This is a genomic window from Trueperella sp. LYQ143 (genome assembly GCF_046599595.1).
Taxonomy (GTDB): domain Bacteria; phylum Actinomycetota; class Actinomycetes; order Actinomycetales; family Actinomycetaceae; genus Trueperella.
Window position 1 is genome coordinate 16,222 of sequence record NZ_JBKIWR010000022.1, and the last position, 16,687, is coordinate 32,908.

General features: G+C 54.6%; 15 protein-coding genes. 6 read left to right on the forward strand and 9 right to left on the reverse strand.

All coding sequences use genetic code 11. The features are described from left to right. Window positions 1-10: 10 nt before the first annotated feature. The 4 genes from cydB (at window position 11) to ACLHIL_RS08250 (ending at window position 6,674) form a co-directional block, all read left to right on the forward strand. A complete protein-coding gene (gene cydB / locus ACLHIL_RS08235) occupies window positions 11-1,147 on the forward strand; it encodes a cytochrome d ubiquinol oxidase subunit II (protein ID WP_411297479.1) in 1,137 nt (378 codons plus the stop codon). Between the two features lie 103 nt (window positions 1,148-1,250). Continuing rightward, window positions 1,251-3,059, forward strand: coding sequence for a thiol reductant ABC exporter subunit CydD (cydD, locus tag ACLHIL_RS08240; RefSeq protein ID WP_411297480.1), 1,809 nt, complete (start codon window positions 1,251-1,253; stop codon window positions 3,057-3,059). Continuing rightward, window positions 3,056-4,993 carry an amino acid ABC transporter ATP-binding/permease protein gene (locus ACLHIL_RS08245; RefSeq protein WP_411297481.1) on the forward strand — a complete coding sequence of 646 codons (1,938 nt, stop codon included), beginning with the start codon at window positions 3,056-3,058 and terminating at the stop codon, window positions 4,991-4,993. Before cydD ends, ACLHIL_RS08245 begins: the two co-directional genes overlap by 4 nt. Before the next feature lie 43 nt (window positions 4,994-5,036). After that, window positions 5,037-6,674, forward strand: a complete 1,638-nt coding sequence (locus ACLHIL_RS08250) for a GAF domain-containing protein (protein WP_411297482.1) — start codon at window positions 5,037-5,039, stop codon at window positions 6,672-6,674. 380 nt (window positions 6,675-7,054) lie between these two features. Here the strand turns inward: ACLHIL_RS08250 and ACLHIL_RS08255 are convergent, their stop codons facing one another. From ACLHIL_RS08255 to ACLHIL_RS08290, 8 genes are read right to left on the reverse strand one after another with little or no spacing between them, the layout of a single operon-like run. Next, on the reverse strand, window positions 7,055-7,702 hold the full coding sequence (locus ACLHIL_RS08255; RefSeq protein WP_411297495.1) for a response regulator: 648 nt from the start codon (window positions 7,700-7,702) through the stop codon (window positions 7,055-7,057). A 48-nt stretch (window positions 7,703-7,750) separates the two neighbouring features. After that, window positions 7,751-8,608: a bifunctional DNA-formamidopyrimidine glycosylase/DNA-(apurinic or apyrimidinic site) lyase gene (gene mutM / locus ACLHIL_RS08260; protein ID WP_411297483.1), complete on the reverse strand. Its 858-nt coding sequence runs from the start codon at window positions 8,606-8,608 to the stop codon at window positions 7,751-7,753. A 14-nt stretch (window positions 8,609-8,622) separates the two neighbouring features. Then, a complete protein-coding gene (gene rnc / locus ACLHIL_RS08265) occupies window positions 8,623-9,351 on the reverse strand; it encodes a ribonuclease III (RefSeq protein WP_411297484.1) in 729 nt (242 codons plus the stop codon). Then, window positions 9,344-9,907: a YceD family protein gene (locus ACLHIL_RS08270; protein ID WP_411297485.1), complete on the reverse strand. Its 564-nt coding sequence runs from the start codon at window positions 9,905-9,907 to the stop codon at window positions 9,344-9,346. Before ACLHIL_RS08270 ends, rnc begins: the two co-directional genes overlap by 8 nt. 8 nt (window positions 9,908-9,915) lie before the next feature. Continuing rightward, window positions 9,916-10,437 carry a hypothetical protein gene (locus ACLHIL_RS08275; protein ID WP_411297486.1) on the reverse strand — a complete coding sequence of 174 codons (522 nt, stop codon included), beginning with the start codon at window positions 10,435-10,437 and terminating at the stop codon, window positions 9,916-9,918. Next, entirely contained in the window at window positions 10,434-10,910 is a 477-nt protein-coding gene (gene coaD / locus ACLHIL_RS08280; protein ID WP_411297487.1) for a pantetheine-phosphate adenylyltransferase, read from the reverse strand. The genes ACLHIL_RS08275 and coaD overlap by 4 nt, the downstream gene beginning before the upstream one ends. Before the next feature lie 18 nt (window positions 10,911-10,928). Beyond that, window positions 10,929-11,483: a 16S rRNA (guanine(966)-N(2))-methyltransferase RsmD gene (rsmD, locus tag ACLHIL_RS08285; protein WP_411297488.1), complete on the reverse strand. Its 555-nt coding sequence runs from the start codon at window positions 11,481-11,483 to the stop codon at window positions 10,929-10,931. A 1-nt stretch (window position 11,484) separates the two neighbouring features. Next, window positions 11,485-13,722: an ATP-dependent DNA helicase RecG gene (locus ACLHIL_RS08290; protein WP_411297489.1), complete on the reverse strand. Its 2,238-nt coding sequence runs from the start codon at window positions 13,720-13,722 to the stop codon at window positions 11,485-11,487. Window positions 13,723-13,957: 235 nt separating this feature from the next. On the opposite strand from ACLHIL_RS08290, the gene rpmB reads away from it, so the two are divergent. Both rpmB and ACLHIL_RS08300 read left to right on the forward strand, forming a co-directional pair. Continuing rightward, window positions 13,958-14,149, forward strand: a complete 192-nt coding sequence (gene rpmB / locus ACLHIL_RS08295; protein ID WP_411297491.1) for a 50S ribosomal protein L28 — start codon at window positions 13,958-13,960, stop codon at window positions 14,147-14,149. Window positions 14,150-14,345: 196 nt separating this feature from the next. Continuing rightward, window positions 14,346-15,176, forward strand: coding sequence for an HAD-IIB family hydrolase (locus tag ACLHIL_RS08300; protein WP_411297492.1), 831 nt, complete (start codon window positions 14,346-14,348; stop codon window positions 15,174-15,176). Here the strand turns inward: ACLHIL_RS08300 and thiL are convergent. Beyond that, window positions 15,154-16,176: a thiamine-phosphate kinase gene (gene thiL, locus ACLHIL_RS08305; protein WP_411297493.1), complete on the reverse strand. Its 1,023-nt coding sequence runs from the start codon at window positions 16,174-16,176 to the stop codon at window positions 15,154-15,156. The two genes, ACLHIL_RS08300 and thiL, sit on opposite strands and share 23 nt — an antisense overlap. Between the last annotated feature and the right edge of the window lie 511 nt (window positions 16,177-16,687).

The window sequence follows — 16,687 nt, forward strand, 5'->3', positions numbered from 1 at the left end:
GGAGGACGACGTGGAACTGTCATTCTTACAATTAATCTGGTTCGTCCTCATCATTGTGCTGTGGATCGGCTATCTGACCCTAGAAGGGTTCGGATTTGGTGCCGGTATCTTGCTCAAGGTACTTCCCCGCAATGAAAAAGAGCGCCGTCTGTTGCTCAACACCATTGGCCCGCACTGGGATGGAAACGAAGTATTCCTCCTAACCGCTGGCGGCGCTACTTTCGCCGCTTTCCCCGCCTGGTACGCCACCATGTTCTCTGGCATGTACACCGCGTTGGTTTTGGTCTTAGTGCTGCTCATCCTGCGTATTTCTGCACTGGAATGGCGTGGCAAGATCAACTCTGATCGCTGGCGTGCCGTCTGGGATAATCTGCATTTCATCTCCGCTGCCTTGGCTTCCGTCGTCTGGGGTGTTGCCTTCGGTAACCTCGTCCAGGGCATGAAGATCGAAGTTGGTTCGTATGCCACCTACGGCGCTGGTGACTTCCAGGCTGTTGACCCCAGCACAGTGGAAACCGCCGTGGCACACGGTGCCAAGCATTACATGACGGGTGGATTCTTCTCTCTCTTCACCCCGTTCACGATTCTCGCTGGCGTCGTCGTATTACTCTTGTTCCTCAGCCACGGTGCCCTGTGGCTAACGATCAAGACGAAAGGCGATTTCCGCACCCGTGCGCTGGCCTTGGCTAAGAAGATTACCGTGGCCGCCACTGGCGTCACCGCAGTGTGGGCACTGTGGGCACAGCTCGCTTACTCAGACGCTATGTGGGGCTGGATTGCTCTGCTCCTCGCCGCTGGCGCGCTAATCGCCACCTGCTTGATGACCCTGAAAGAGAAAGACATCGCTGCATTCTTCTGCTCTTTCGGAGCACTCGCAATGGCCGTGGTGTTCATCTTCTCGACCTTCGGTGCTAATGCTCTGAAGTCCTCTATTAATAGCGCATACAACCTGACGCTTATCCAGGCGTCAGCAACAGCGCCAACTCACACCGTCATGCTCATTGCGGCAATTATCTTCGTGCCAATCGTCGCGGTGTACATGATCTGGTCGTATCTGGCATTCTCCTCGCGTTTGAGCGCGGAGAACATGTCAGACCGTCCATCGGGTCTTGATCCTAAGCGAATCCGCGAATTCGCGGCCGCCTAGTATCTGCAATACAGAATTAAGGGAGCGCAGGCTTAGCCTGCGCTCCCTTATCGCTTTCTCCCCTGCTCCTTTATAGAATGTGGATATTCCACAAGGGAGACGTATGAAACCTTTTGATCCTCGATTGCTGCGCTACGCGCGAGCGACACGCATGTACCTCGCTTTCCTCGTCATTCTTGGCGTACTCAACACAATCCTCATAGCCGCACAAATCATTGTGATCGCTCATGCCTGTGCCGCAGTTTTCTACGCAACGGCAACCATCTCGCATATCACTCGCTGTGTACTCGGTTTAGCCGGTATATTCGCCCTGCGTTTTGCCTTGACCTACATTCAAGAAGCCTACGGGCACCGCGCCGCGCTGAAAGTTATCACAGATCTACGCACGCAAGTTCTTCACCACAGCGCACGCCTCGGGGATCGCTGGCTTTCTGGAAACACAACGCATACTGTAACTCTAGCTACTCGCGGATTAGATGATCTCGAAGCGTACTTTGTTCAATTCCTACCGCAGCTTTTTCTCTGCGTCACAGCCATGCCAGCCTTAATCCTTGCCCTGTTTTATTTCGACTGGATCGCTGGCTGCTTTGTGATTGCCTGTATCCCCCTCGTCCCAGTTTTCATGATCCTCATTGGGCAGATGACAGCAAAATACTCCGCAGAGCGGCTATCAACCATGCAGCAACTCTCGGCTCAACTTCTCGACCTTCTCGCTGGATTAAGTACCCTGAAAGGCCTCGGGCGAGAGCACGGGCCGGAACAACGCGTCGCCCACCTCGGCACACAATTCGCCCGCAAGACGATGCAGACCCTCTACGTCGCATTCCTTTCGGGCGCTGTTCTCGAATTCTTAGCCACACTATCTACCGCACTTGTTGCTGTTAATATCGGTTTCCGCATGGTCGGCGGATCGGTTCTCCTGTACACCGGGCTCGTCGTTATCATGCTCACCCCCGAGATCTTCAAACCATTACGTGAGGTCGGATCGCAATTTCACGCCTCGTCAAACGGGATCGCCGCAGCCGAAAAAGCCTTCACGATTCTTCAAACCACCGTTATCGAACATCACGGTACGCTTCCCGTACCTGATCTGCGCACAACTCCGCTGAAAATTCGCAACCTCAGCGTACATGCTCCAGGGCGCGCAACCGTCGCCCCCGCTCAACTCGATGCTGATATTCTTCCGCAACGCATTAACGTACTTTCCGGCCCATCCGGCTCCGGAAAATCCACAACCGTTCACGTTATCCTCGGACTTCTTGAGCCGACGGAGGGCGAGATTCTTATTGGAGATACTCCCCTACGCGAGATAGATCGACGCCAATGGTGGAGTCATATCACCTGGGTCCCACAACGTCCGGCGATCATGCCCGGAACCGTACTCGATAACGTCTGCCCAGAGGCAAAAGAAATCACTCCCGAGTTGACGGCCGCAGCTCAGCAAACCGGACTAGATAGCGTTATTTCCCGCCTTCCCCAGGGATGGCACACTCCAATTGGGCATCGCGGAACCGGATTATCTGTTGGTCAACGCCAACGGCTTGCGCTGACTCGTGCCCTCCTTTCTACATCCCAGATCGTCATTCTCGATGAACCTTCGGCGCATCTTGATGCGATAAGTGAAACGTATATTTCTGAAGTCGTTCGCCAGATGAAAGCCTCTGGCCGAACAGTTATCGTCATTGCTCACCGTCAGGCCATTACACAGCTTGCCGATCACGTGATCGCCATCCATAGCGATCACCGCGATATTAACGACGAGATTCGCAACCAACAGGCCCGCAACCAGGCACGCCATATCGTCGAAAATATCGTCTCCCAGCGCGCTGACTACGCTATTCCGCAGCAATGGGCACAGGCAGATTCCAGTGGACTAAGAAAGCCCGATGTATCCCCGAAGGAGAACGCATGAGTGTCCTGACCTCCAACGAACGCCATGCCCTCGTTCGGGCAATCCGATTGCTGAATTTCGATAAAAAGAAATTTCTGTGGGCAGTCCTTGCTGGCGCCGGTGCGGTCGGCTCAGGCTTGGCCCTGGGGGCAACCTCTGCCTGGCTCATTGCTCGGGCCGCCCAACTTCCGCCGGTACTCACCCTGTCAGTTGCTGCTACCGCAGTACGCGCCTTCGGCATTGGCAAGGCGCTCTTCCGCTATCTTGAACGGATTGCCTCACATTGGGTAGCCCTGTATGGCATGAGTAACCTGCGCACTCGCCTGTACGATATCTTGGCGCACGCCCCGACGGATGCTGTTACCGCTATCAAACGCGGCGATCTTCTCGCTCGTACCGGATCCGACGTCGATGATGTCGGTGAATTCATCGTCAAATCACTACTACCAGCTACTGTTGCCACCATTATTTCCACCCTTGCGGTAGGAGTGATCGCTTTCCTCAGTATCCCCATCGCAATCGTTCTCCTGCTCTGTATGGTGCTATCAGGAATCGTCTCCCCGTATATCGCCATGCAGGCCGCGCGCATGGAACAGCGCTCGCACATTCGCTATCGGGCAGATCTGAATGCCTTATCCCTGACGATGTTGGAATCCGCTGCCGAGCTCCAGGTCAGTGGGCAAATGGAAGCGATAGACGCAGCACGTCACGATGTGGAAAATCGTCTCCATGCTAGCCGCGACCGCAGTGCCCGCGCAGCCGCTTGGGCCAAGGCAATTGACCTATTAGCGCTCGCTTTAGCCGTGCTTGGCGCATTGTTCATCGGCACCCGCCAGGTCGCTTCTGGGGATCTCAGCGGGATTAACCTAGTAGTCTGCGTCCTGACACCTTTGGCGGCATTTGAGGCGACTCAACGTATGATTGGCGCAGCCACCCAGCTTGTGCGCTCGGCGAGCGCAGCAGAACGCATTATTAGCCTCCTCGACAGCGCACAATACAACGCACGAGGCTCACAGGTAACCCACCGTTCCTCTTCTGCACGTCATAACACAGCAGATCACTCGGGCGATACAAAGCAAGAATCAGAGTGTGATGCCTCTGCCGATTCCTTCAGCGTATCCACCACGCTGGCACAGCCAACACCGCTGCCTGAGGTTGGATGCTCTAGCTCCACTACTACCAATAATGCCTGTGGCAACGTTGAATTTTCCGCTGCTGACGGGGCAGCTCTTATAGCCCGTGATCTCGTCATCGGCTGGCCTGACGGCCCAGATATTGCCGGACCAATTGATCTTGAGTTACGTCCAGGGCATAGTATCGCCATCGTCGGAGCCTCGGGTATCGGAAAATCAACACTCCTATACACCTTAGCTGGAATGATTCCGCCGCATAGCGGGCTATTGACCTTGAATGGGCGAGCGCCTGCCAGCGTCGATCGTCGCGAGATCTCCCACGAGATTACCCTTACCGCAGAGGACGCCCACGTCTTTGAAACCTCCGTCCTGGAAAATCTACGGGTAGCCCGCGCAGATATTGATTCCGATACTGCCCGGCATCTTCTAGAACGCGCTGGATTAGGTTCGTGGCTAGAGCAACTGCCCAATGGGGTCGAAACCATGCTCGGCTCCGATGCCACCTCAATCTCTGGCGGAGAGCGGCGTCGCCTCCTGCTCGCCCGCGCTTTAGCTGGCCAGTCTACCTTCATGTTGTTAGATGAACCTGGCGAGCACCTCGATACGCATACTGCAGATCAGCTCATCCGCGATCTGCTGCGCACATCGCGCGATGGTCATGGCATTATCGTCGTCACGCATCGCCTCACCCCACTTGATGAAGCCGATGAGGTAATTATGCTTGGCGAAACGGGAAAGGGCGTAGGTATCCTCGCGCGCGGCACACACCACGAATTGCGTGCACAACTACCGCAATATGACTGGTCCCTCAATCGCGAATGACTGCCCGATAAGCTAGCGACGAGGACGAAGAGAAGGGAAAGCTATGCGGTACGCGCCTCCGGAAGATGTTTTTCATCATGCCTTACGTATCTCGGGCACACTTGACCGAGTTGCCGCGCTACAAGAGCTCATCCGAGCTGGCTGTCATATCACTGGCGCACGTTTCGGAGCAGTCAACGTCCTCGATTCTCATGGGGAAACCATTGAGTTCATCCAGTATGGCGCCCGAGAAAACGAACCTGCCGTCATTCCTCATCCGCGTATCACTGCTGATGCGTTCACTGGACTCCCCCACGATTCCTGGCTGATCCACAATAGCTTCGACATTCGAGAACTGCCTGACGGACATCCCACATTGCGCAATATGCTGGGTATTTCGATTATCGTCAATGAACAAGTGTGGGGGCGGTTATATCTATGTGATAAACCCACGGATTTTTCTTCCACCGACGGAGAACACGTTGAGTTCCTAGTTGCCGCAGCCGCGATTGCAGTGGTCAATTCACAGCGTTATGCCGACGCCGAAAATCGAGCTCGGTGGCTAACTGCCTCGCAAATGATTATGTCAAGTCTTTTAGAAGGCTCAGATGAAGATGAAGCCTTAGAGACCATCGCTCATCAAATGCGTCTCGCTTCTCGCTCCGACGTGGCAATAATTATTTTGCCGTCCATCCAGCAAACCTGGATCTCTGAAATTGTCGATGCCGACGATCCCGCCGAATCTCATGCACTAATTGGTCTGGCATTTCCACCGGAGGGGCGCGCCCGAACCGTCATGCGAGAACAAAGCGGCGTGGTTGTGGACTCTATGCAACGACTACGAACGGTGCGCGTGACGGCACTGCGCAGATTCGGACCAGCCCTTTATACCCCAATGGTGTCTCATGGTGTTGGGCGAGGAATCATCCTGTTGTTGCGTTATCCTGGCCGACGTGAATTCAACCTACATGATCTATCAATGGCAGAAAATGTGGCAAAACAGGCCACTATCGCCATTGAGCTGGCAGAGGCGCGCCACGCCCAAGAAGTTGCAGCGGAATTAGATGAACGTGCCAGAATCTCACGTGACTTGCATGATCTTGCTATCCAGCAGCTCTTTGCCTCCGGTATGCATATCACCGCAGTCCGAGAAGAAATGGATAAACGGCAACTCGGCCCAGAGATCACCGACGCATTAGATGACGCAATCAGCGCCATTGATGACTCCGTCAAACAGATCCGCCATATTGTTCACTCGCTACGGGATGGCGGCTCCTCCGCCACGCTGGTATCTCGGCTCCAACATGAAACCTCAGTTGCTCGCCAGGCCCTCGGGTTTGCTCCATCATTGGTGGTGCGATACAACGGGGCAACCCTATCAGCCCCGGACGATCATCTCATTGACGATGCGGTCGGCAGCGATATTGCTGATGATGTTGTTGCCGTGGTTCGCGAAGGGCTTTCGAATGCCGCTCGACACGCGAAAGCTGCCTCCGCCTTTGTTGATCTGGCTGTTTGCTCCCACGACGTCATCATCCGCGTCATTGACGATGGGGCTGGTATCGCCCATACCCGCGAACGCCGCTCTGGTCTATCGAATCTTGCGGCCCGTGCCCGCCGCCATCATGGCACATTCACTATCGGAGTGCGCGATGATGGGCGTTCAGGCACTATGCTCGAATGGCGAGTACCTCTGCAGTAATCCGCTGATAGCTAGGCAGCATTGCGCTAGCACAATATCGTGTTGTTAGTGGCTGTGGATTTTGCGTTGTTGCAGCGTAGCGTTGTTATTGCCGCATGTGATACGCCGAGGCGCTGCATGTGCCAGCCTGAATACGCCAGCATGCCTGCCGTATTCTTTCTCATCCCGGCAAAAATAATCAGGGTAAAGAAAACAGAGCACTCACCATATACGCCTATGCCGCGGTGCGCACAGCAATCTACGTAGCCAGTACTAGCCCACCCACAAAAATACAGCGAAACCCGCGCCCTTTCTGTATCGGATTTTGGGCGCGGGACGCAGCCAGCCAAACAACTCGCACTCTTTCTTCGTCGGCGTTTGGCTAACAGCCAGGCTCAATATCACCCGCCAGCTTGATTACGCCATCCGGCTGCTCGTTGACCTGCCACCCATGCGGCAACTTGGGTCCGGCGCTGCATTCCCATCTTGGAAAGCAAGGAGGTGATGTGATTCTTCACCGTCTTTTCGGCCACGCCAAGCCGATCGCCAATCTCGCGGTTTGATAGCCCATCTCCGATGAGATCTAATACTTTCCGCTCTGATGGCGTCAGATTTGCCGTCGGATCATTGTGATCGGCACGATGACGAGTAACCGTTCGCTCATCTAAAAGCACGCGCCCCTCAGCAACTGCTCGGATGACTTCCGTAATCTCCGCACCTCGTACCGATTTCAACAGGTATGCTTTCGCCCCTGCTTCCAGCGATTCTGCTAGAGCATCATCATCGTCAAATGAGGTCAACACGATGCATTTAGTGTTCGGTACATCCTCGCGCAAGGATCGAATAATATCGATGCCCGTTCCGTCCGGTAACCGCAAATCAACCAGGGCCACCTGAGGCGCCATTAATTTGGCTCGCCGGACCGCTTCAATCACTGAGCCGGCTTCCGCAACCACCGTCAACCCGTCTGCCCGATCAACAACTTCGGCAATACCACGACGGACGACCTCGTGGTCATCAATAATCATTACGGAGATATCATTGCTCATCACACGCTGATCTTACCGTGAAAATGCCTCATATTTCAGCATGGCGCACTAAGGCAGGTGCTGGCAGTTCGGGCAAAAATGCGATCCTCGATTCATGAAGGTCTGCCGCACAATTTGTGCCCCGCAACGGTAGCAGGCAAGACCGTGCCGACCATACACCTGCAGAGTTCGTGAGAAATATCCAGATTCCCCATTGACGTTCACATATAGGGAATCAAATGAGGTGCCACCCACCTCAACAGCGTCTTGCATCACCTCACGCGCCGCCGCATACAGCTGCGCAATTTGCTGAGGTGACATCTGAGAACTAAGCATCTGCGGGTGAATCTGAGCCGCAAATAGCGCCTCATCGGCGTATATATTGCCGATTCCAGAAGCAAGTTGCTGGTCAAGTAACAGCCGTTTAATCTCGGTGTTTTTTGCTCGTACCTGCGCGATGAGATCCGGGTATTGCAGGTACGGATCAAGTAGATCACGACCAATATGCGCAATACTTTCCGGGATCAACGCATAGTCAGTGCCGCATCCACCGGCATAGCCGTCTTGCGTCGGGCATAAGCGATCTAAACGAAGCTGACCGAAGGTGCGCTGGTCAATAAAATCTACTCGTACCCCATTATCCAGCCACAATGCCGCCCGCCGATGGCGGTGTTGCGCAGCATCAACGCGAAACTGCCCGCTCATCCCCAAGTGTGCAATGAGTGCCTCGTCACGCCCGATCACAAACCACAGATATTTTCCACGACGAGCCACCTGGGTAATCCTGCGCCCAACTAAGGAGTCAAGACCTTGCGGGCAAGAGCGAATCACCCGCGGATGATCGACGCTTACTCGCGCTATCGTCTGCCCAATAAGATGGCGTGCCAAACCGCGACGAATCGTCTCAACTTCGGGAAGCTCTGGCACGAGAAACAGCGCCCTTATTCCTCGCCCAAGGCGTAGTATGCTGCTTTGCAGGCTTCCAGCTTGGCAGCTTTTTGCGATGTGGCCGTTCCCGTTCCGAGATAGCGGTCATCAATAAATACCTGGGCTGTGTACACTCGGGCGTGATCTGGACCTTCGCCCTCAATCTTGTAGCTCAATGTGCCCGTTATTCCTTTATCACGGGCGCGTTCATCTAATGCGGTACGCCAGTCAAGAGCCGGCCCTAACCGGCGGGCTGCATCAATCTGAGGCCGAATCAGATCCAGAATCACTTCGCGAGCGATCAGAATACCATGTGCCAGGAAAGTGGCTCCGATCAGCGCTTCGACGGTATCAGCCAGGATGGAATCCTTATCTCGACCTCCAGAGAGTTCTTCGCCGCGCCCGAGTTTGATGTACTGCCCAATCCGTAATTCTCGCCCTAACTCAGCTAAGGACCGCTCGGAAACCGCAGCCGCCTTAATTTTCGACATATCCCCTTCGGATAGCTCATCTGGCAGATCGTAGATATATGCCGCCGCCACGCCGCCCAGCACCGAATCCCCGAGAAACTCTAAGCGTTCGTTATGTGGCGCATTATTTTCGTATGCCCACGATCGATGCGTCAGGGCCAGATCCAACATCTTCACTGGAATCTCTACCGCCCACGGCAAACTCGCTGGATCAAGCGCAGAAGCTGACGAGATCTCCGTATCATCTGGCTGAAAATCAGCAGAATTAGGCATCCGGATTCTCCTCCCCCAGCAACCGAGCTAAATCATCAAGTGCAGCAAAATCCGGATTTCGATAATCGTGATGGTGATCCGCCGGCAGATCGTCTAACCGTTCGTAACAGCCCTGGCACAAGCCCTGACATTCTGGATCGCACAGCGGAGTTAACGGCATTGCCAAAATGAGCGCATCGCGAATGAGGGGTTCAAGGTCAAGCCCCTCGTCAGTTAGCACGAAAAAATCCTGCGCTTCTTCGTCACCCTGTGCAATGAGTTCTTCGCGTCGGTCTTGGCTGAACACCATTTCCATGATCGGACGGTCTAACTCAATATTTACCGGACGCAAGCACCGCGCACATTCCCCGGTGGCACAGGCCCAGGTCCGACCGTTGACGAGAATCCCATCTGAGGTGGCACTGATTCTCACGTTAACTCCGATAGGTTCATCCGGTGCGACCGTCAATACGTCGATACCGAATGATTCTGGTGCCGGAATATCCTCATCGACGATGAGATCTTCCCGAGATAACCGAGCCAGCCGAGCTGAACTAACCACAAAGGGAGTAATCATGTGCCGTCCTAGTGTTCCATTCGCTGGCTCAGATGCATCCGACCAGCGTGGATTTGTTCTGCAAGCGCGGAAAGTTGATGGAAAACCGAATCGAGTTGCCCAGAGAGCTGATCGAGGCTGTTTGCTGCGTATTCATCAGCTCCCTGCTTGAAGTGATCCGCGCGCTGCTTCGCTTCATCTAGAATACGCGAGGCCTGCGAGGTAGCCGCGATGGTGATTTGATCCTGGGCAACCAGACGCGAAGCCTGCTCCCGTGCTTCGGCGATAATCGTCTGTGCTTCTTCTTCAGCGCGACGGCGAATCCCGTCGGCATCTAACCGAGCCTGTTCAGAGACGTTCGAGGCTTCAGCTAATACAGAATCGGCAGCAACGATTTGATCTGGCACAATATCGCGCGCAGTCTCCAACAAATCAAGCACTTCCGAACGATTGACCATCACCGACGCAGACATTGGCACTGAACGTGCCTCGTTAACGATCGAGATTAACTCGTCGAGAATTTCCAGGAGCGATTCACCCTGTTCGTTCATAATGTCACTTTCTGTTGAAGGGCTGCCGCAACATGAGACGGCACATATTCCTCATAGCGCCCGCCCAATTGTGCGATTTCTTTGACAAAAGACGACGCGACATGATGTAAAGCCGGATCGCCCACAATAAAGACCGTTTCAATCCCGCTGAGCTGACGATTCATCAGCGCCATCGGATATTCCGCGTCATAATCCGCTCCTCCACGCACCCCTTTGACCAGGGCGTTAGCGTGCAGATCCCGAGCATAATCCGCAATCAAGCCACTGTAGGCGCGTACAGAAACATTAGAGTAATCCACTAAAGCCTCACGCGCCATTGCCACACGTTGCGCCACATCAAACATTGCCGTTTTAGCCCGATTATGGGCGACGACGACAACGACCTCATCGAAGAGTCGGGCAGCTCGCCCAATAATATCGATATGGCCGTAGGTGATTGGATCAAATGATCCGGGGCACAACGCTAACGTCATAGGTTCCATTGTAGTTCGTTAGTCTTGGTGCGTCGCACTCCATACTCTCGTGTCACCCCAGATCCGCTCGTCATCAAGCTGCACCCCGGCAGGCCAGGTCGGTTCTGGGGAATGTTTATCTCGTTCCACCACGATCATCGCATCTGGTTTTAGATGTTCGACCACTGCGGCAAGCACGTGGGCTAACTCCGCTTCACCGAGCGCATAGGGCGGATCGAGAAAGACCACATCAATATCACCACGCCCCGTCTGATTCACATATTTTTCCACAGGTTGCATTAACACCTGGACGTGCTGACTCAACCCACTATGTTCCGCATTACTGCGAATAATTTGGGCTGCCTGACGATCCGATTCCACACAAATAGCATGGCTTGCTCCCCGAGATACCGCCTCCAAAGCCAAAGCTCCAGAGCCGGAGTATAGGTCAAGAACTCGACAATCTCGGACGTATCCATAGTGTTCGAGACGGGAAAACAGCGCTTCACGGACTCGTTCGGAGGTGGGGCGCGTCCCAGATTTTGGCACCTGTAAGGTACGCCCTCGCGCAGCTCCTGCCACAATTCGGGTCATCTCAGCTCCTGTCTAAATAGTCGGTCGCCGCACTACGCGCCCGATCAATGGCCGCGGCAAGCACCGGCTGATCCCGAAGCTCTGGATCACGGCCGATCATCTCTCGCGCATACTTACGGGCATGGTCAATAATGTCCTCATCTTTCGTCACTCGAACAAAACGCAAGGATGACACTCGCCCACTCTGATCTCGACCGAGCACATTGCCTTCTGATCGCAGTTCAACATCGCGTTGCGCCAAAGCAAAACCATCCGTCGTGCCCGCGAAGGCTTCCAACCTAGCGAACGCCACCGTACCGGGAAGAACGTGAAAGACCGCCAAACATAGACTCTGGGCCGTCCCGCGCCCCACTCGACCACGCAACTGGTGAAGTTGGGATAAACCGAAGCGTTCCGCGTCAAGGATAATCATCATCGTCGCTTCCGGAACATCAACGCCCACTTCAATGACTGTGGTGGACACCAGAATCGGAGTTTGTCCCGACGCAAAACGAGCCATCGCCTGCGATTTTTCCTCACTCGAAAGCTGCCCGTGTACATAACCGACGGGAATCCCCGCTAGCGCCGGAATCGTGGCCAATAGTTCAACCGTTGAGGTAACTGAGGCTAAGGGATGACGCCCCGCCGCACCCTCCGACTGTGCAGGCACGCTGCTTTCCTCAACCGGATCAATGCCCATATCCGCTTCGGAGGTTTCCGCATTAATTGCCGGGCAAACGATATACACCCGACCGCCCGCTGCAATCTCTTCGCGCGCCCGCTGCCACATTCGTTCGACCCATACCGCATTATCTGCGGGAACGAGTGCGGTCTGCACTGGCTGGCGCCCACTGGGCAACTCACGCAAGGTCGATACCCGCAGTTCCCCAAATGTTGTCATGGCGATTGTGCGCGGGATCGGAGTGGCCGTCATCACCAATAAATGCGATCCAGATGCCAGGCGGTCGCGCTGATCGACACCAAAGCGATGTTGCTCATCAATCACCACAAACCCCAGGCGCGGCAATTGAACCCGATCTTCAAAAAGCGCATGCGTTCCGACAATAATTTGCGGCACACCAGAGGCAATATTCGCCAAGGTTCGTCGTTTTGCTGCAGCCGGTAGCGAGCCGGTCAGCAATTCCAGACGAGTGGAGATCTCGGGTGCTCCCAGTTCTCCGCCAGCAGCCAGATCACCCAACAGGTGGCGAAAAGTCTCGTAGTGCTGCGCGGCAAGAACTTCTGTTGGCGCAACGAGAACTGCCTGATAGCCAGCGTCTACCGCTTGAAGCATTGCCCGCAAAGCAACAATTGTTTTTCCTGATCCGACGTCACCTTGTAGCAATCGACGCATTGGCGTTGCGACTGCCATCTCTTCGGATAATTCTCGACCTACATCGCGCTGACCTGCCGTCAAAGTAAAAGGTAAACGCCGGTCAAAAGCAGCCAATACCCCATCGCTGCGCGGGTGAAGGGCTGGGGCGGGAATCCCGGCATTGGCGTGTACCTGCTGGGCAATGAGAGCCTGCAAAATAAAGGCTTCTTCGTGTTTGAATCTCAGCAGGGCGCGCTGCCAGTCGTCATCACAGCTTGGGCGGTGTGCCGCGTACATGGCCTGATAGGCAGTAAGTAACTTATGTTCAGCGCGATAGTCCTCAGGTAGTGGATCCGGTACGTCGGCTGCCGTGATGTGATCTAAAACAATATCGACTGCAGCGTGAATCTTCCACGAGGGAATCGCCGCGCTGGCATGGTAAATGGGAATAGGTTGGGCGATTTTTTCCGGATCTATATCCTTAGCCGTATCAAGAACCTCATACTCCGGATGTGATAGTTGCAATTCTCCCCGATACGAAGAGATCGTTCCAGAAAACGTTGCTAGCGTCCCTGGCGCGAGGCGAGTTGCATGGTAATTCAGTGGACGTGCAGATTTGCCAAAGAACGTCAATGACAGGGTATGCGCACCGTCAGCGATCCGAACAGATAGCAAATAGCCACGACGGCGGTTCATTGGACGCACGTGAGAATCAATAACTCGTGCGACCACAGTAACGGTATCGCCCTCGTGGACCGCCTCAATAGGCAGTAGTTCTCCGCGATGTGCAAGCCGAAATGGGATGTGAGCGAGAAGATCACCGCAGGTGGATAGCCCTAGTTTTCCGAGCGCGTTCGCCGTGCGAGTCCCGAGTATCCGATCAAGGGGGCGATCTAACGGCCCCCATTCCTCGCTTACAATCGCACTATGCGCCAACTTGCCCATATTTCATCCTCCGTCGGTAACCTTACCGGCACCGGCAGGCTCCTGAGGCGCGCGACATCGCGGCAGACGAAATACGGTATATCCTCACAGCATCCGACGCCATATCTTCACAATGTCCGTTAGCGTGCGCAATGCCACTACCACTACCTTGGTTTCTTCCGCTTGCGTCAGCTAGACTTTTTAAGTTGCAATTCAACGGGCGCGTTGCGCCCACCGCCTAACGAAGGAGATCACCGTGGCCTCGGTATGTGAAGTCTGCGGCAAGGGCCCTGGTTTCGGTAAGCAGGTCTCGCACTCGCACGTGCGTACCAGCCGTCGTTGGAACCCGAATATTCAGCGTGTGCGCGCGCTGGTCAAGGGCGCCCCTAAGCGTCTGAACGTGTGCACCTCCTGCCTCAAGGCTGGCAAGGTGACGCGCAACATCTAAAAGCTTCATGCTTCATATTGGCGAGGATCACTCCGATTCTCGCTAATTTTTTACCTGCTCTTACCCTGCACTGCCGTCAGCTATCTCATTATTGCCACGGCTAAACACCGCCGAATATTTGCTTATCTACAAGGCATATCTTTGCAATGCGCGTGTCATCATCGGCTAATAATGATGAATGATGTGAGGAGTCCTCGTGAACGCTCAAGAACTCGATCTGGAGAACCTCCCCTGGTCTATCGCCGATATATCGAGCGCTGTTTTCGATATTGATGGCACGCTCTCTCGCGAAGATTCCAGCACCTCCGAGGAGACGATCGCAGCTCTACGGGCATTATCCGACGCTGGAATCCCTATCACGTTGGCCACCGGCCGAGTCTTGCACGGTGCAGCCAATCTATTACACCGAGCCGAGATTACCGGATGGGTTGTCTCCGCTGGAGGAACTGTGGTGTGGGATGGTCACGACGTCGTTGTCGAACATCGAATGAGCGTTGATGAGATTACTCGGCTCACTACCCTATGCGATGAAACCGGGTTCGTTCCGTTCTACTTTGGCCCAGAAAAGATCTATACAGACCGCGATGCGCTGGAACGACACGGGGTTTTGGAAGTCACGGAGAACTCTTCAGAGGGCTTATCCGTGACTCCCCTATCCGAGCTGAACACCGCAGATATCACGAAAGCCTCATTAGCAGGAACATGCGAACAGATTGATCGGCATTTCTCGGCTGTTCACGCAGAATTTCCGCAAGCAGTGCGCGCACATGATTTCTTTATCGATATTATGCCCGCAGATATTACTAAATGGGATGGTATCCAATACGCACTTGCTGCCCGCAATCTCGATCCGGAGCGCACGCTCGGAGTTGGGGATTCGGATAACGATATTGCCTGGTTGACGCAGATCGGTCATCCGATTGGAGCACCGGGCGCTTCCGCGGGCGTGCGCGAGATCGCGCATTGGGTTTTGCCCCCAATGACGGATTCCGTCGCTGCCCTGATTATGCGCCTGGTTCAGAACTGAAATGATCCCAGCCGCCTAGCCCTGATACCTCACGCCCCAAAACAGTAACGCGGCCTTGCGCGGCTCCGCGCACGAGCCCGATTTCGTGAAATCCTCGCGGCATTGGCGCATCGGCAGGGATTGTCGCCAAGAATCCGTGGTCCTCTCCGCCAGTTAGGGCCCATTCCCGCCGCGAGGCGCGTAAGCGCCCGGCCGCCCGAGCTAAATCGCCAATCCGATAATCTGCTCCTTGGTGAATATCAATCCATACTCCGCTCGCACGGGCCAGACGTTTTGCGTCACGAATCAAACCATCGGAAACGTCCATCATTGCCGTCAATGTGCCGCTGCGCGCAGCAGCAAGCGCTTCTTCAAGTGGCGGAGCCGGACGGCGAAAGAGCTCAATGAGCTGGATATATTCCTGCTCGGTAGCGGTATCAAGCAACGCTGGCGATTCTTCCTCCGAATCACTTTCTGGTCTTTTTCCAAAACCTGCCTGTAATAGTTCGTATCCGGCGCGTGCATGACCCAGGTGACCTACATGGATCACCCGATCTCCAATTTGTGCGCCACGTCGGCATACTGGAGAAAAACCATCCATATCCCCGAGGACGGTAACTCCAATTGCAATGTGTTCCGCACGAACTAGATCGCCACCGTCAATACCCACATCTATTGGAGTACATGCCTGCCGTAGCCCCTGAGCAAAATCACGCACCCAGGTCACTTCCAGATCAGGAGGTAATCCCAATGAAATCACTAAAGATATGGGGCGGGCCCCCATTGCCACCACGTCCGCACAGTTTTGCATGACGCTGCGCACGCCAACGTCCACTCCAGTGGACCAATCTCGTCGGAAATGTTGCCCTTCAATGAGCATATCGGTGGAAACTGCCAACTCTCCGGTAAGCCGCATGACGGCGCTATCATCACCTGACGGCACACGTGTTGCCGATCCTACTGGCAGAATCGGGGTAATTTCGGCAAGGATGTCGTCTTCAGAGAGTTGTGAAATCTGCATAGAGGTATCTTATGCAACCGAATATATCCTTGGCATATTGAGCGAATACGCCTTGGGAGTTCTGCGTTGAGAGGCTCCGTTGCTAAGAAAAGTCATCGTTCAGGGGGATCTTCATCTGATGGCGCACCGTAGCGCACAATAAAACCGGCTTTGCCGCACAAGAAAGCCGATCCTTTCACTTCGCGCTTGCGACGCATATCCACGAGGACTACGCAATATAGGGTTCATCTGCGTTACTATCCCAGGATGTATCGCACCATTGCGGTCATAGCTCCAAGTTCGTCGCCACCTATTAGCCGCCTGCCACACCAGTATTTTCACCAGGTATAGAAAGCGAACACCTCACTCGTCAGTCATTACAAAGCTGCCGCCACAGCTCCATCAGGGTTATAGGACAAAATGTGTTGCTTGTGGGTTAGTCCCAGGTGTTGTGGTATGGGGTGGTGTGGTGGAGTTCGTTCCAGCAGATTGCGTCGCCCCAGGTGGGTATGGTGGTGTTGGCTTGTTGGTG

Excerpts from the sequence above, each read along its gene's own strand:
- cydD (WP_411297480.1), top strand. The coding sequence starts at position 1,251 with ATGAAACCTTTTGATCCTCGATTGCTGCGCTACGCGCGAGCGACACGC.
- ACLHIL_RS08245 (WP_411297481.1), top strand. The coding sequence starts at position 3,056 with ATGAGTGTCCTGACCTCCAACGAACGCCATGCCCTCGTTCGGGCAATC.
- ACLHIL_RS08250 (WP_411297482.1), top strand. The coding sequence starts at position 5,037 with ATGCGGTACGCGCCTCCGGAAGATGTTTTTCATCATGCCTTACGTATC.
- ACLHIL_RS08255 (WP_411297495.1), bottom strand. The coding sequence starts at position 7,702 with ATGAGCAATGATATCTCCGTAATGATTATTGATGACCACGAGGTCGTC.
- rnc (WP_411297484.1), bottom strand. The coding sequence starts at position 9,351 with ATGCCTAATTCTGCTGATTTTCAGCCAGATGATACGGAGATCTCGTCA.
- ACLHIL_RS08270 (WP_411297485.1), bottom strand. The coding sequence starts at position 9,907 with ATGATTACTCCCTTTGTGGTTAGTTCAGCTCGGCTGGCTCGGTTATCT.
- ACLHIL_RS08275 (WP_411297486.1), bottom strand. The coding sequence starts at position 10,437 with ATGAACGAACAGGGTGAATCGCTCCTGGAAATTCTCGACGAGTTAATC.
- coaD (WP_411297487.1), bottom strand. The coding sequence starts at position 10,910 with ATGACGTTAGCGTTGTGCCCCGGATCATTTGATCCAATCACCTACGGC.
- rsmD (WP_411297488.1), bottom strand. The coding sequence starts at position 11,483 with ATGACCCGAATTGTGGCAGGAGCTGCGCGAGGGCGTACCTTACAGGTG.
- ACLHIL_RS08290 (WP_411297489.1), bottom strand. The coding sequence starts at position 13,722 with ATGGGCAAGTTGGCGCATAGTGCGATTGTAAGCGAGGAATGGGGGCCG.
- thiL (WP_411297493.1), bottom strand. The coding sequence starts at position 16,176 with ATGCAGATTTCACAACTCTCTGAAGACGACATCCTTGCCGAAATTACC.